The following is a 14576-nucleotide window of genomic DNA, read 5'->3' as shown; positions in this document are numbered from 1 at the left end:
GACTCATTGGTCCTTACTCAGATTGACTGAAATAGAAATATAGAAGGGAGGAGCGAAACAACATGGCAAATCTTCGCGAATTACGCGACCGAATCCGGTCCGTGAACTCGACTAAGAAGATCACCAAGGCGCAGGAGCTAATTGCAACTTCGCGTATTACCAAGGCGCAAGCCAAGGTAGAGGCGTCGCAGCCCTATGCCAACGAGATGTCGAATATGATGAATCGTTTGGCATCGGTTAGTACATTGGATCACCCAATGCTGCGCTATCGTGAAGACAGCAAGGTTGCTGCCGTACTCGTGGTCACTTCTGACCGCGGTATGTGTGGTGGTTACAACAACAACGTCTTTAAGAAGGCTGCCGAGCTCGAAGGACTCCTTCGGGGTCAAGGCTTCGACGTTGTTCGCTATGTAACTGGTGGTAAAGGCGTCGGCTACTACAACTTCCGTGAAAAGGAAGTTGTCGGCAGCTGGACTGGCTTTTCTCAGGACCCATCCTGGGAAGCTACCCACGACGTTCGTCACCACTTAGTTGACGGCTTCATTGCCGGCTCGGAAGGTACAACTCCAGCCCGTGAGGGCGTGAACACGGAAGACCAGACTGTTAAGGGTTTCGACCAAGTACACGTCGTCTACACCGAGTTTGAATCCATGCTGGTTCAAACTCCACGTGCGCACCAGTTGTTGCCGATTGAACCGGTAATCAAAGAAGAGGAACTTCACCTGGGCGAGTCTGCACTGGAAAATACTCCAGACAAAGATGCTATCTCTGCAGACTACGACTTCGAACCGGATCCAGATACTTTGCTATCGGCTCTGTTGCCTCAGTACGTATCACGCGTCCTTTTCTCGATGTTCTTGGAAGCTTCGGCTTCTGAGTCCGCAGCTCGTCGAACTGCAATGAAGGCTGCTACTGACAACGCCAATGATTTGGTCACGGACTTGTCTCGTGTTGCCAACCAGGCTCGTCAGGCGCAGATTACCCAGGAAATCACAGAAATCGTCGGTGGCGCTGGCGCGCTCGCCGAAAGCGCAGAAAGTGACTAGATTATGACTACAGCTCTGCATGAGCAGAACACACAGGACTCGGCAGTAGCCGGCCGTGTGGTGCGTGTCATCGGTCCGGTCGTCGACGTGGAGTTCCCGCGCGGCGGACTACCGGAACTGTACAATGCACTGACCGTTGAGATTGAACTCGAGGCAGTTGCACGCACCATTACTCTTGAGGTTGCACAGCACCTCGGCGATAACCTCGTTCGTGCCGTATCCATGGCACCTACCGATGGCCTCGTCCGTGGCGCCGCTGTAACCGATACCCAAAAGCCAATCTCCGTTCCAGTCGGCGATGTTGTTAAGGGCCACGTCTTTAACGCATTGGGCGACTGCTTGGACGAGCCAGGCTTGGGTCGCGATGGTGAGCAGTGGGGTATCCACCGCGAACCACCAGCATTCGACCAGCTCGAGGGCAAGACTGAAATCCTCGAAACCGGTATTAAGGTCATCGACCTGCTGACCCCTTACGTTAAGGGCGGTAAGATTGGCCTCTTCGGTGGTGCGGGTGTTGGTAAGACCGTTCTCATTCAGGAAATGATTACTCGTATCGCACGCGAGTTCTCTGGTACCTCCGTGTTCGCCGGCGTCGGCGAGCGTACCCGTGAGGGCACCGACTTGTTCCTGGAAATGGAAGAAATGGGCGTACTGCAGGACACCGCCCTCGTGTTCGGCCAGATGGACGAACCACCAGGAGTTCGTATGCGTGTGGCTCTGTCCGGTCTGACCATGGCGGAGTACTTCCGCGATGTTCAGGGCCAGGACGTGCTGCTGTTTATTGACAACATCTTCCGTTTCACCCAGGCTGGCTCTGAGGTATCGACCCTGCTGGGCCGCATGCCTTCCGCCGTTGGCTACCAGCCAACCCTGGCTGATGAGATGGGTGTTCTCCAGGAGCGCATTACCTCGACCAAGGGTAAGTCGATTACGTCTCTGCAGGCCGTTTACGTCCCTGCCGATGACTACACCGACCCAGCTCCAGCGACGACATTCGCTCACTTGGATGCAACCACCGAGCTTGACCGTGCAATTGCTTCCAAGGGTATCTACCCAGCTGTGAACCCACTGACCTCGACGTCTCGTATTCTCGAGCCAAGCATCGTTGGTGAGCGACACTATGCTGTTGCACAGCGCGTGATCAACATTTTGCAGAAGAACAAGGAACTGCAGGATATTATCGCGATTCTGGGTATGGACGAGCTGTCTGAAGAGGACAAGATCACCGTTCAGCGCGCACGTCGCCTCGAGCGTTTCTTGGGCCAGAACTTCTTCGTCGCAGAGAAGTTCACCGGCTTGCCAGGCTCTTACGTCTCGTTGTCCGATACCATCGACGCTTTTGAGCGCATCTGCAATGGCGAATTCGACCACTACCCAGAGCAGGCCTTCAACGGCTTGGGTGGCTTGGACGACGTCGAAGAAGCGTACAAGAAGCTGACTGAGAAGTAGGGAGAGGCACATGGCTGACATCACCGTGGAACTGGTTTCTGTTGAGCGCATGTTGTGGTCTGGAAAGGCCACTATCATTTCCGCAGAGACCACCGAGGGTGAGATCGGCGTGCTTCCGGGTCACGAACCATTGCTTGGCCAGCTGGCTGAAAATGGCGTCGTAACCTTCCGCCCAGTCGACGGCGACCGTAAGGTCGCTGCCGTCCAGGGTGGCTTCCTCTCCGTTTCCCTCGAGAAGATCACCGTTCTTGCTGACTGGGCAGTCTGGGCCGATGAGGTTAATGAATCTCAGGCACAGGAAGACGCACAGTCCTCCGATGAACTGGTTGCTTCTCGTGGACAGGCAGCGCTTCGCGCCTTGACTCGTTCTCGCGAAAGCTAATACCAAAGACCCGTCTTAGGTAGAGCTCGCATACCGAGTACTCGGAGATTAAGGGCAGCAATGTCCGCCCTTCCTCTCTCATGAAATACCCGCAGTATTAACATGCTGCGGGTATTTTTTTGTGGTTTTACTCCTGCCGCTGGGGGCAGACGGTGCGCAGGCCCATTGACTTTGATGCACGAACACCCATGTTGGGGCGGGTGGAAGTAGTCAACCAAACGATTTATTGTGACTCTGTGCAGGCACTCTGTAGACTATTCAACAACTTAAAAATGATTGAACCGCTTCTGAGCAGATTGGTTATAGCAGCTTCGACATTGCACGTCAGATCTTGCTTTTACCATCAGCGGTTGTAACTGAGAAGGGAAGAGCGGGACTGATGAGCGTGGTTTCGGTAATCCTTTGGATTCTGGCCATTATTGCCATTTTGTGTGTTTTCTTTGCGGCAATGCGCTTTTTCACTCTGCGCTCTCGCGGTGCTTCGGTCTTGATGCGCAAGCTCCCGGCCAGGGGGTACCACGGTTGGCGTCATGGCGTACTGCGCTACAAGGGCGACGAAGTGGATTTTTTCAAGCTCCGCTCCGTATCACCTATGGCTGACCATTCTTTTAGCCGCCTCGACATCGAGTTGTTGGATTCACGTCCCGCAACTGATGGCGAGGCTGCTTTTATTTCTGATGACTATGAGCTCATCCGCTTTATCTCCGCCGGCCGTGAATACGAACTAGCATGCACGCAGCACGCTCTCATGGCCTTTGGAGCCTGGGTGGAGGCATCTCCCTCACAGCGCCGGGAGAAGATTGATTTCCGCCGTCTGCGCGATAGGGCAGAGCGCCCCCGCGGAAGCAATATGCCCTATGACCCGACTACGTGGACGAGCTACAACGGCAAGTAGTCACGAGAGAAGACCGGACCCAATAAGGTCCGGTCTTCTTAAACTGGGACCTTAGTTTTCGTTCGCAGCGTCAAACGCTTAATGTAGTGGGCATGCGTTTAGTCATCGCCCGTTGCTCTGTCGATTATGTTGGCCGTTTGGATGCCCACCTTCCCATGGCCGATCGCCTGCTGTTGTTAAAAGCGGACGGTTCCGTCTCCGTGCACGCGGATGATAGGGCCTACAAGCCTTTGAACTGGATGACTCCACCGTGCACCCTAGAAGAGTCTGAAATCAAAGATATCGACGGCGAGCACACCGGCGAGTATTTGTGGCTGGTAGAAAATAAAAAAGGCGACCAGCTGCGGATTACTATCGAAGAAATCCACCAAGACATCGAGGTGGAACTCGGCGAAGACCCAGGTTTGGTCAAAGACGGCGTAGAAGCGCACTTGCAGGAACTACTGGCAGAGCACATCACCACCTTGGGCAAAGGCTATACCTTGGTACGCCGTGAGTACCCCACAGCCATTGGCCCAGTAGACATCATGGCCCAAGATGCCGCAAAGGGATATGTGGCGGTAGAAATCAAGCGTCGTGGCGATATCGACGGCGTGGAACAGCTCACCCGTTATCTAGAGCTCTTAAACCGCGATGACCTTCTCGCACCGGTTACAGGTGTATTTGCAGCCCAAGAGATTAAGCCGCAGGCGCGCACTTTGGCAGAAGATCGCGGTATTCGCTGCGTCATCTTGGATTACCAAGAATTACGCGGTATCGAATCCAACGAACTACGATTGTTTTAAGCCACCTGGTAGCCGGATTGTAGATTTTCATGGGTCGAAAGAAGCGTCGGACGCAGAGCTCGCGGCAACCACAGCGCGGTCACGGGTCCAAAAGGGGACGGGCAGGCTCGTATCAACCGCGAGCCTTACCCCGTGATGCCGCTGCGTTCCTCGGCGCGGAAACCGTAGAGGGACCCTCCTGGGATTTCGGCCGCCCATATATCCTGCGCCGGGTGGGCGCTGCTGGCGCGAAGAAAAACTACATCTGTCCGGGCTGCAATGGGCCTATCTTTTCCGGGATGGCGCATATTGTTGCGTGGCCGCAAGAAGGCGGCGGGCGGGTAGAGGAGCGCCGACACTGGCACACTCGCTGTTGGGATCGGCGTTAGGCACAAACACTCGTGCGGCACAGAAAGACTGAGGCGCGGTAGAGTAGTGGGCATGATTGTTGCGTTTTCTGTAGCTCCTACTATTACCAATTCTCCTGATGCCGAGATGTCCGAGGCTGTGGCTGAAGCTGTGCGCGTAGTGCGTGAATCTGGCTTGCCGCATGAAACCAATGCCATGTTCACCCTTGTTGAAGGTGAATGGGATGAGGTCTTTGGCGTTATCAAAAAGGCCACGGAAGTGGTGGAAGCTGTATCCCCACGGGTTTCTTTAGTGATTAAGGCAGATATTCGCCCGGGCTACACTGACCGCATTCGGGGCAAGGTGGACGCGATTGATCGCCACTTAGGCCCAGACGCTGCACAATAGTTCGCCCGAAGATTTTCAAGGAGTAGTACTTTAATGACCAATCCGCAGTCAGGTTTCGTCGGTGGTGCTTTGGATTTAAGCCAAGTTAAAGCCCAGGCAGAAGCCCGCGAAGCAGCGAAGAATCAGTCGAATTCCGCCGGACAAACTGGTGGCATCGCGCCCTTTTTCGACGTCACGGATGGCAACTTTGAAAATGAGGTTGTACGCCGCTCCACGCAGATTCCTGTCATCGCAATTATCGGCACCCCGCGTTCACCAGCATCGGAGCAGCTCAAAGCCGACTTCAAAGAACTTGCTGAGGCCGGCGGCCTAAAGTTCATCGTCGGCTATATTGATGCGGATACTTTCCCACAGATTGCTCAGGTCTTCGGGGTACAGCAGTTGCCTACGGTAGTGGCCATCGGTGCTGGGCAACCGTTGACGAATTTTGAAGGCGCGCAGCCAAAAGAAGCCTTGCAACAGTGGGTGGATGCTTTAGTCGATCAAATCGGTCCCAAGCTCAAAGGCCTAGACGCGCAAGATATGCCGCAGGAAGCAGAGTCCCAGGAGGTCGCAGAAGACCCACGGTTGGCCGAAGCCGAGTCAAAGCTTAATCAAAGCGACTTCGATGGCGCGATGGCGGTGTATGACTCGATTCTCGCCGATGAGCCAGACAATGCTGAAATCCGGCAGGCACGCAATACCACGCAGCTGCTCAAGCGCCTCGATCCGGCAAATCGCACCACGGATCCGATCGCTGCGGCGCAGCAGGAGCCAGAAAACATCGACGCGCAATTTAATGCCGCCGATGCAGAGATTGTCGCTGGTAATCCCGAGGCCGGCTTCGACCGCCTCATTGCGTTGATTGCCGGCAACGTGTCGGGAGAAAAGGACAAGGTGCGCGATAGGCTGCTGGAGCTTTTTGCGCTTTTCGATGCCACCGATCCGCGCGTTCTCGCCGCCCGCACGAAGCTTGCCAGCTCGTTGTACTAATAAAAACCTGTAATAAGCGCTTGCCTAGCCCAGTCCCTAGGCAAGCGCTTATTTCGTGCAGGCGTCTCGCGAGCGAGAAAGCTAGCGCTGGAGCTTGTACCACTGTACGGACTGAGCCGGAATGTGCAGGTTCGTCGAATTATCAGCCGAGGTTATCTGCTGAGCAAGGTCATTGCCGGCGCCTTCGTAGGCTTTATCGTCGGTGTTGAAAATAAGCTCCCAGGTGCCATCTTCAGGCACCCACATGCCATAGTCTGGCTGCGAGGTACCGGCAAAGTTACAGACCGCGAGGATGACGGAGCCATCGGTGCCATAGCGGACGTAGCCGAGGATGGAGTTATTGGCATCGTCGGCTTTGACCCACTGGAAACCATCTTGGCTAAAGTCTTGTGACCACAGCGCGGGGTGCTGTTGATAGGTGTGGTTGAGGTCGCGAACTAGGCGCTTGATGCCGTGGTGGTATTCATGGCCCCAACCTTCCAAGTTGGACCAATCCACGGAGTGTGCCTCCGACCATTCGGTGGTCTGGCCGAATTCGCAGCCCATGAACATGAGCTTTTTGCCGGGGTGGCTAAACATATAGCCAAATAGCGCGCGCACACCCGCGGCCTTATTCCAGTCATCACCGGGCATCCGAGTCCACAAGGTGCCCTTGCCGTGGACTACTTCATCATGGCTAAAGGGCAGCATGTAGCGCTCCGAGTAGGCGTAGACCATGGAAAAGGTCAGCTCATTGTGGTGGTAGCTGCGGTGGATGGGGTCGTAGCCAAAGTATTCGAGGGTGTCATTCATCCAGCCCATATTCCACTTCAGGTTAAAGCCCAGACCACCATTTTCGGTGGAATCGGTCACCCCAGGCCAGGAGGTGGACTCTTCCGCGATAGTAAGCACACCGGGGTGGTGGCGGTGCAAGGTGGCATTGGCTTCTTGCAAAAAGTGCACGGCTTCGAGGTTTTCACGCCCGCCGTGGACATTCGGAATCCAGTCATCGCGCGAGTAGTCCAAATACAGCATGGAGGCTACGGCATCGACGCGTAGGCCATCGATGTGGAATTCCTCTGCCCAATACAACGCGTTGGCCACGAGGAAGTTGCGCACTTCATTGCGGCCAAAATCAAAGACGTACGTGCCCCAGTCTTGTTGCTCGCCCCGGCGCGGGTCGGGGTGCTCGTAGCAGGCTTGACCATCGAATTTGCCCAAGGAGAAGGAATCTTTGGGAAAGTGCGCGGGTACCCAGTCGACGATGACGCCGATGCCGGCATTATGCAGGGCATCGATAAGCGAGCGCAGGTCATCCGGGTTACCCCAGCGGGCACTGGGTGCGTAATAACTGGAGACCTGATATCCCCAGGACCCACCGAAGGGGTGCTCGGCAACGGGCATGAGCTCCACATGGGTAAAGCCATGTTCTAACAAGTAGGGGATAAGCTCTTCTTGCAACGTGGCATAGTTCGAGCCCTGTTTCCACGAACCAACGTGGACTTCATAGACGCTCATGGGCACATCTAAATCGGTCGTGCGGGAATTAATCCATTCGCCGTCCGTCCACTGATAATCCGAGGTTTCAATAACCGATGCCGTCTCTGGTGGGGCAAGCGTCTTGCGCGCCATCGGGTCGGCTTTATCAATGCGGTGGCCGTCTTTGGTGTGAATCGCGAATTTATAACGTTCACCTGCGCCGACACCGGGGATAAATACTTCCCAAATGCCAGTCGAGCCCAAAGAGCGCATGGGGTATTGCGCGGCATTCCACCCACAGAAATCTCCCACCACGGAGACACCTTCGGCGTTCGGGGCCCACACGGCAAAAGCAGTGCCGGTAATCTCGCCGAGCTCAGAAGGGTAGGTCTTGAGGTTGGCGCCGAGTACTTCCCACAGGCGTTCGTGGCGGCCTTCGGAAATCAGGTGCAAGTCCAAAGAGCCCAGGGTGGGCAAAAAGAGGTAGCCATCGGCAATATCGCGCGGTGGTTGCGCCGGGTAGGTAATGCGCAGCCGGTAGTCTTGGTCCTCGTCTAATTCGGCGAAGAAGATATCATCGCCGAGGTTGCGCATGGGCAGCACGTCGGTGGAGGTCACTAGCTCCACGCGTTCCGCACCGGGGCGGCGGGTGTGCACGGTTCCGTCATGCCAGCCGTAAAACCCGTGGGGGTTAAAGTGACGGCACTGGTTTAAAAGATGCAGATCATCTGCAGGAATGCTCATGGCTTTACGCTACCTCGTAAAAGTTGGGTGTAGGGGTGGAATTAAGGGCGGTAATCACTCACGTGGCGATACGCGAGTGCTTCTCGATGCTCCGTCGGCACAGTCGGCAAGACAAAGATATGTGCGACATCGCGCAGAGGTTCTAGGCGTACATAGTTGCGCTCTGACCATTCATAGGAATTACCGGAGACTTGGTCCTGGACGAGATAAGTTTGCCCCGGGGCGAGCCCCACCGCGTCATAGTCAATGGTCACGGTTGCTTCTTGGGCATTGCGTGGATCCAGGTTGATGACTACAATTACGACGTTGCCCGTGGTGGTATCGACTTTGGAATACGCCATCACCTGGGCATTATCTGCCTCATGGAAGTGAAGATTGCGCAGCTGCTGCAAAGCGGGGTTATCGCGGCGAATCATATTGAGCAGGCGAATGAAACTTTCTAAAGAGTCTCCCGAATTTACGGCCGCCTGGAAATCACGTGGCCGCAGCTCGTATTTTTCCGAATCCATGTACTCTTCGCTGCCGGGTTTCACGGGCACGTGTTCATAAAGCTCATAGCCCGAATACACACCCCACAGCGGCGATAAGGTCGAGGCCAGCACCGCGCGAATAGCAAACATCGCGCGCCCGCCGGTTTGCAGGGCTTCGTGCAAAATATCGGGGGTATTGACGAAGAGGTTCGGACGGCAAAAATCGGCCTGCAACGCGTGCTCGGTGGCAAATTCGGTCAATTCTTCCTTGGTGGTCTTCCACGTGAAATACGTATACGACTGGGAGAAACCGTGCTTGGCCAAACCATAGAGCCGCGCCTGGCGGGTAAACGCTTCTGCTAAGAAAATCACGCCCGGGTGGCTGGCGTGCACCTTGGTAATCAACCAGGACCAGAAATTCGTGGGCTTGGTGTGTGGATTATCCACGCGGAAGGTGGAAACACCAGCTTCAACCCAGTGCATAACTACTCGGTAGATTTCTTCATAGACCAAATCCGGCGCATTATCGAAGTTCAGCGGGTAGATATCCTGATACTTCTTGGGAGGGTTTTCAGCATAGGCGATAGTGCCATCGGCAAGGACTGTGAAAAATTCCGGATGCGTTGTTGCCCACGGGTGATCGGGGGAGGCCTGCAAGGCAAGATCTAGGGCTACTTCCAAGCCCAACTCGTGCGCGCGAACCACTAGCTTTTCGAAGTCTTCCAGGGTGCCCAGCTCCGGGTGGGTTTTCATGTGGTCTTGAATTGCCCACGGGGAGCCCACATCACCCGGCTCAGGGCTTAACGTATTGTTTTTGCCCTTGCGGTGGATTTCACCAATGGGATGGATTGGCGGAAAGTACACGGTGTCAAAACCCATTGCCGCCACGCGCTCCAGTGCTTGAGCGGTGGTGTGAAAGGTGCCATGGATTGGATTGCCGTCTTCATCGCGGCCACCGGTGGAACGCGGGAAAAGTTCATACCAGGAGTTAAACAACGCCTGCGGACGCTCTACTAAGACCTCCTGGGTAGGACCTTGCGTGACCAGCTCGCGAAAAGGATGATGGGCAAGAATCTCCTGAACCTGTGCAGATAAAGCCAGTTCCACGCGTTGTTCAAGGTCCTTGGTGTGGTCATCAAGGTTGACGCCAGCTTTTAGCAGTGTGCGGCTGGAAGCACCTGCGAGGCTAAGCCCGGCGCGGGCATAAAGATTGGAGCCATGGGCTAGGTCATTGGCTAATTCGGCGGCGTCTTGGCCAGCAGCCATTTTCTTTTCGACGGCATCACGCCAGGTGGCAATGGGATCTGACCAGGCATCAACGCGGTAGTACCAAGTGCCTTCGGTCCCAGGGGTGAAAATGCCGTGCACCCGATCCTGGATGAAGCGATCCACCGTCATCGTGGAGGTGGCAATGGTCTCCGGGCTGCGATCCGACCACACATTTAAAGTCGCGGCGATGGCCTCGTGGCCTTCGCGCCACACTAGGGCGGTCACTGGTATTACTTCACCGACAACTGCTTTGACCGGCAAATTTCCATTATCAATGCGTGGCCGAACATCATCTATCCCAAGGCGCTGAGTCATGATTGTTAGGTTAGTCGAGCTGTGTCAGTTTCACCGGCCAACGAGAAATTAGTCCACAATAGAGGGTGTGAATGAACCTATGCCTAACTCCTCAGCCCATACTCCCGTGACGTCCTTATCGGAAGAGATCGAAACCCACGATGACTTGCTCATCGATTTCCGCGGTGTAGAACTTCGCCGTGGCGGCAATACGCTTGTCGGTCCGGTGGACTGGCAAGTGGAATTAGATGAGCGGTGGGTAGTTATCGGCCCCAATGGCGCCGGCAAGACCTCTTTGGTTCGCATGGCAGCCGCGGAGGAATTCCCCTCGCGCGGTACGGCCTTTTTGATGGGGGAGCGCATTGGTAAAACCGATATGCGCGACTTGCGCGCGGCCATTGGTATGTCCTCGGCGGCGGTGCAGCACCGGATTCCAGACAATGAGGTCGTGGAAGACTTAGTCATCTCCGCCGGCTATGCCGTCTTAGGGCGTTGGCGCGAGCAGTACGATTCCATGGACTTTGCACGCGTCGAGGAAATCCTAGACCAGGTCGGTGCCCACCACTTGGCCAAGCGCACGTGGGGCACGTTATCCGAAGGTGAGCGCAAGCGCGTTATCTTGGCGCGATCATTGATGTCGGACCCAGAGCTATTGATTTTGGATGAGCCCACCGCGGGCATGGACTTAGGCGGGCGCGAAGACTTAGTCGGTTACTTAGGTGATCTGGCACTGGATCCGGATGCACCGGCAATCGTGATGATTACCCACCACGTGGAAGAGATTCCTTATGGCTTTACTCACGCGATGATCTTGGATGAAGGCAATATCGTGGCCAAGGGGTTGATCAACTCCGTGATGACATCGGACAATCTCTCCAAGGCCTTCCACCAGCCCATTCAAGTTGACCGCATTGGGGATCGCTATTTCGCGCGCCGAAACCGTTCCGCGCGCACCAGCCACCGCAAGTAGCGATCGCAAATAGCGTCCGCAAGTAGCCTTCGCAAGTAGCTTGGACTCCTACGGCGGGCGAATATGCCACATAGCCACATTGTTGGGGGTAGGGACCAGAAAATGGTCTGAGTCAGGCGTGTGAAAGACGTACCATATAAGGCACATGGGTGATACAGAGAAGAATCTGAGTAGAGCTCAAGATTTTGACCCAGCTCAGATTGACGCGATTGATCACGCCGATACCACAGGTTTTAACGGCGGCAGGATGGCAGCGACCGTCCTGCTCATTCGCGACGGCAAAAACGGGCTCGAAGTCTGGGTCCAAGAACGCGTATCCACCATGGTCAACTACCCCGGCCACGTGGTCTTTCCCGGCGGCGGGGTCGATAGCCGTGATTTCCCACCGCGCTCGTGGGACTCCGGTGAATTCTGGGCAGGGCGCTCAGTCGTGTCCATGGCCCGGCGCATGGGCGTGACCAAATACAAAGCGCACGCCTTGGTCTTTGCCGCCGCGCGCGAGCTTTTTGAAGAAGCGGGAACGCTTTTGGTCGTCGATGACAACGGCCCCGTCAAAGACGCCTCACCCTTTCACGAACAACGTGCACTTTTAGAAACCCACGAGGTATCATTCACCGACTTTTTGGCCGAAAATTCCATGAAGGTCAACTCAGACTTGCTCATCCCGTGGGCGCGCTGGGTTGGCTCATCGGGCGCGAAAAACTGGTTCGATACCTTCTTCTTTGTTGCGTTATTGCCCCAAGGCCAGCAGCCCGACGGGGAGACCGGGGAAGCTGATGATGCCAATTGGTTTCCGCCGAGCTTATTGCTCGAAGGGTGGAAAGTTGGCCTGGTGCGTTTGGTCATTCCCACCTGGGCGCAGCTGCAGCGTTTGGCACAGTATGACTCCGTGGCTGAGGTCATCGACGCCGCGTCGTTGTCCGATACCCGCCCGGTCATTGGAGACCCCAAAGACGACCCGCGCTACCATGACTTTTTTACCACCACTCCCATTGATCGGATCTCATGGCGTTCTCGATAGAAGAAGTACACTTTCTGGCCGCAAACCAGGAAGCTATTGCGCATAGCACCGATGAGCTAGAGCTGAGCAAAAAATCCACCGTGGCGGATATGTCCGTGTTGCACAAAGAATTCGGTGAGTATGCACGTGCGGTCGCAGAGCTTGTCACCGCGCGGCGAGCAGGGTTAAGGACGCATAAATTCCCACGCGCGGAGTACAGCGAGCACAATCCGAGCGCTTCCTGGTTGGTGGATACCGATTCCATCCAACAAGCCACCCCAGACCCAGTCGCACGCTTTCGCGCGGCAGAACTGGCACGCCTGGGCATTTCCTCGGTGCATGATGTGACGTGTTCGGTCGGGTTTGAAGGCGCAGCATTAACGGGCGCAGGCATTAACTATGTGGGAAGCGATATCGATCGCATTCGCTTGTCGATGGCCCGCCACAACGTTACTGCCGGCCACTTCTTTCAAGCCGATGCGCTGTCGGAGACGACTACCGCGCAGGTGATCCTCGCGGACCCGGCGCGCCGGGCTGGGGGACGGCGCATTAGCTCCCCGCAGGACTTGCTGCCACCTTTGCCGGACCTAGTGGATACACACCGCGAGAAGGCGCTGATGATCAAATGCGCACCGGGTTTGGATTTCTCCGAGTGGGATGGGGGAGTAACGGTTACGTCCTTAGACGGCGGGGTGAAAGAAGCGTGTTTATATAGCCCGCAGTTGGCAACGGCCCGAAGGGCGGTGCTTTTGGCATCGACAAGCGAAAGCGCTGCTGACGTGATTGAAGAATACGCCGGCGACCGAGCAGACCTTCCCCAAGCCGGCGAGATCGGCGAATTTATCATTGACCCCGATGGCGCTGTGGTGCGCGCCGGGTTGGTCAAAGACTATGCCGCACGCGAAGGCTTGTGGCAGCTTGATGATCGCATCGCGTATCTGACCGGACCGCAGATTCCCGCGGGGCGCTCGGGGTTTCGATTCATCGAAGAAGTGCCGATCAAGAAATTAAAATCCGCGTTAAGTGCGCTTGATTGTGGCCGCGTGGAAATTTTAGTCCGCGGGGTCGACATAGACCCGGACCTGCTGCGGAAGAAGCTAAAATTGCGCGGCAGTGCAGAATTTGCGGTGATTATTACCCGCATTGGCACCCGCGGGGTGGCGTTAATTTGTCACGCGCGGCAGTGGGCTTAGACACTGCGGAAGAGCGCAGACTAGTTCTAAAGTAGGTATGCCTACTACTATGGGCGGTTGAATGAATTTCGCAACATTTCCATGAGCTAAAGAAAAGGTGAATGCCGAATGCCCACCATCGTGGCACTGGTCAAGCACGTTCCAGATACGTGGTCGACCAAGTCCTTAGACTCCGACCACACGTTAAACCGCGAAGCGGTTGACAATATGTTGGATGAGATCAACGAATACTCAGTTGAGCAAGCCCTGCGCATGAAAGACGCCAACCCTGGTTTCCAGGTGGTGGCACTCACCGTTGGGCCAGCAGGTGCTGATGAGGCGTTGCGGAAGGCTTTGGCCATGGGCGCGGATGATGCAGTGCACGTTCAAGATGATGCCCTGGCAGGTTCTGATGCACTGGCAACCACCTGGGTGATCCATAACGCGCTGAACGCAATTGCTGCGAAGCACGGCAGCGTGGACCTGGTGGTCTTGGGCAATACCTCTACCGATGGTGAAACCAGCCTTCTTGCGGGCATGCTGGCGGAATATCGCCAGGCACCGGCGTTGACCAATGTCTTTGCTGCCACCTTGGCCGGTGACAAGGTCACCGGTACTCGTGAGGACGCCGCGGGGCACTGGGAGCTGTCCGCCGCACTGCCGGCGATTGTGTCGATCACCGATAAGGCCGACCAGCCGCGCTTTCCAAACTTCAAGAGCCTGATGGCTGCGAAAAAGCATGACGTCACCGTCTGGTCGATTGCTGATATCGGAGTCGAGCCCGGCAACGTTGGCCTTGCGGCATCGACGACTGCGGTGACGGCGTCTGCGGAAAAGCCCGCGCGTACCGCAGGTGCGGTTATTGATTCCGGCAGCCCAGAAGAAATGGCAGCGCAGGTCGCTGACTTCCTGGCATCGAAGAACTTAATTTAGTA

14 protein-coding genes are annotated in these 14576 nt (G+C 55.8%); 12 read left to right on the top strand and 2 right to left on the bottom strand.

Annotation, left to right across the window (positions count from 1 at the left end; all coding sequences use genetic code 11):
* The first annotated feature begins 62 nt into the window (after nucleotides 1-62).
* From CAMM_RS08070 to CAMM_RS08035, 8 genes are all read left to right on the top strand, one after another.
* Nucleotides 63-1046: a F0F1 ATP synthase subunit gamma gene (locus tag CAMM_RS08070; RefSeq protein WP_003848681.1), complete on the top strand. Its 984-nt coding sequence runs from the start codon at nucleotides 63-65 to the stop codon at nucleotides 1044-1046.
* Between the two features lie 3 nt (nucleotides 1047-1049).
* Nucleotides 1050-2495, top strand: coding sequence for a F0F1 ATP synthase subunit beta (atpD, locus tag CAMM_RS08065; protein ID WP_003848682.1), 1446 nt, complete (start codon nucleotides 1050-1052; stop codon nucleotides 2493-2495).
* 10 nt (nucleotides 2496-2505) lie between these two features.
* Nucleotides 2506-2877, top strand: coding sequence for a F0F1 ATP synthase subunit epsilon (locus CAMM_RS08060; protein WP_003848683.1), 372 nt, complete (start codon nucleotides 2506-2508; stop codon nucleotides 2875-2877).
* A gap of 379 nt (nucleotides 2878-3256) precedes the next feature.
* The gene (locus CAMM_RS08055; RefSeq protein WP_003848685.1) at nucleotides 3257-3772 is read left to right on the top strand and encodes a DUF2550 domain-containing protein; all 516 of its coding nucleotides are present in this window, start codon (nucleotides 3257-3259) and stop codon (nucleotides 3770-3772) included.
* A gap of 92 nt (nucleotides 3773-3864) precedes the next feature.
* A complete protein-coding gene (nucS, locus tag CAMM_RS08050) occupies nucleotides 3865-4557 on the top strand; it encodes an endonuclease NucS (RefSeq protein ID WP_040356038.1) in 693 nt (230 codons plus the stop codon).
* A gap of 29 nt (nucleotides 4558-4586) precedes the next feature.
* Nucleotides 4587-4925, top strand: coding sequence for a hypothetical protein (locus CAMM_RS08045; protein ID WP_075761540.1), 339 nt, complete (start codon nucleotides 4587-4589; stop codon nucleotides 4923-4925).
* Nucleotides 4926-4977: 52 nt separating this feature from the next.
* Complete coding sequence (locus CAMM_RS08040; RefSeq protein ID WP_003848689.1) at nucleotides 4978-5292, top strand: thiamine-binding protein; 315 nt, start codon at nucleotides 4978-4980, stop codon at nucleotides 5290-5292.
* A 33-nt stretch (nucleotides 5293-5325) separates the two neighbouring features.
* The gene (locus CAMM_RS08035) at nucleotides 5326-6264 is read left to right on the top strand and encodes a tetratricopeptide repeat protein (RefSeq protein ID WP_003848691.1); all 939 of its coding nucleotides are present in this window, start codon (nucleotides 5326-5328) and stop codon (nucleotides 6262-6264) included.
* Nucleotides 6265-6345: 81 nt separating this feature from the next.
* On the opposite strand, the gene glgB is transcribed toward CAMM_RS08035, so the two are convergent.
* Both glgB and CAMM_RS08025 read right to left on the bottom strand, forming a co-directional pair.
* Nucleotides 6346-8466, bottom strand: a complete 2121-nt coding sequence (gene glgB / locus CAMM_RS08030) for a 1,4-alpha-glucan branching protein GlgB (RefSeq protein WP_003848693.1) — start codon at nucleotides 8464-8466, stop codon at nucleotides 6346-6348.
* A gap of 41 nt (nucleotides 8467-8507) precedes the next feature.
* Nucleotides 8508-10520, bottom strand: coding sequence for a maltotransferase domain-containing protein (locus tag CAMM_RS08025; protein ID WP_003848695.1), 2013 nt, complete (start codon nucleotides 10518-10520; stop codon nucleotides 8508-8510).
* Nucleotides 10521-10599: 79 nt separating this feature from the next.
* On the opposite strand from CAMM_RS08025, the gene CAMM_RS08020 reads away from it, so the two are divergent.
* From CAMM_RS08020 to CAMM_RS08005, 4 genes are all read left to right on the top strand, one after another.
* Entirely contained in the window at nucleotides 10600-11469 is an 870-nt protein-coding gene (locus tag CAMM_RS08020; RefSeq protein ID WP_003848697.1) for an ABC transporter ATP-binding protein, read from the top strand.
* Nucleotides 11470-11614: 145 nt separating this feature from the next.
* Nucleotides 11615-12490, top strand: coding sequence for an NUDIX hydrolase (locus CAMM_RS08015; RefSeq protein WP_003848698.1), 876 nt, complete (start codon nucleotides 11615-11617; stop codon nucleotides 12488-12490).
* Nucleotides 12475-13662: a THUMP-like domain-containing protein gene (locus CAMM_RS08010; RefSeq protein ID WP_003848700.1), complete on the top strand. Its 1188-nt coding sequence runs from the start codon at nucleotides 12475-12477 to the stop codon at nucleotides 13660-13662. The genes CAMM_RS08015 and CAMM_RS08010 overlap by 16 nt, the downstream gene beginning before the upstream one ends.
* A 108-nt stretch (nucleotides 13663-13770) precedes the next feature.
* A complete protein-coding gene (locus CAMM_RS08005) occupies nucleotides 13771-14574 on the top strand; it encodes an electron transfer flavoprotein subunit beta/FixA family protein (RefSeq protein ID WP_075761539.1) in 804 nt (267 codons plus the stop codon).
* Nucleotides 14575-14576 lie beyond the last annotated feature (2 nt).

Source organism: Corynebacterium ammoniagenes DSM 20306 (assembly GCF_001941425.1).
In the GTDB taxonomy this organism is placed as follows: domain Bacteria; phylum Actinomycetota; class Actinomycetes; order Mycobacteriales; family Mycobacteriaceae; genus Corynebacterium; species Corynebacterium ammoniagenes.
This window is presented reverse-complemented; position numbering and strand designations above follow the sequence as displayed.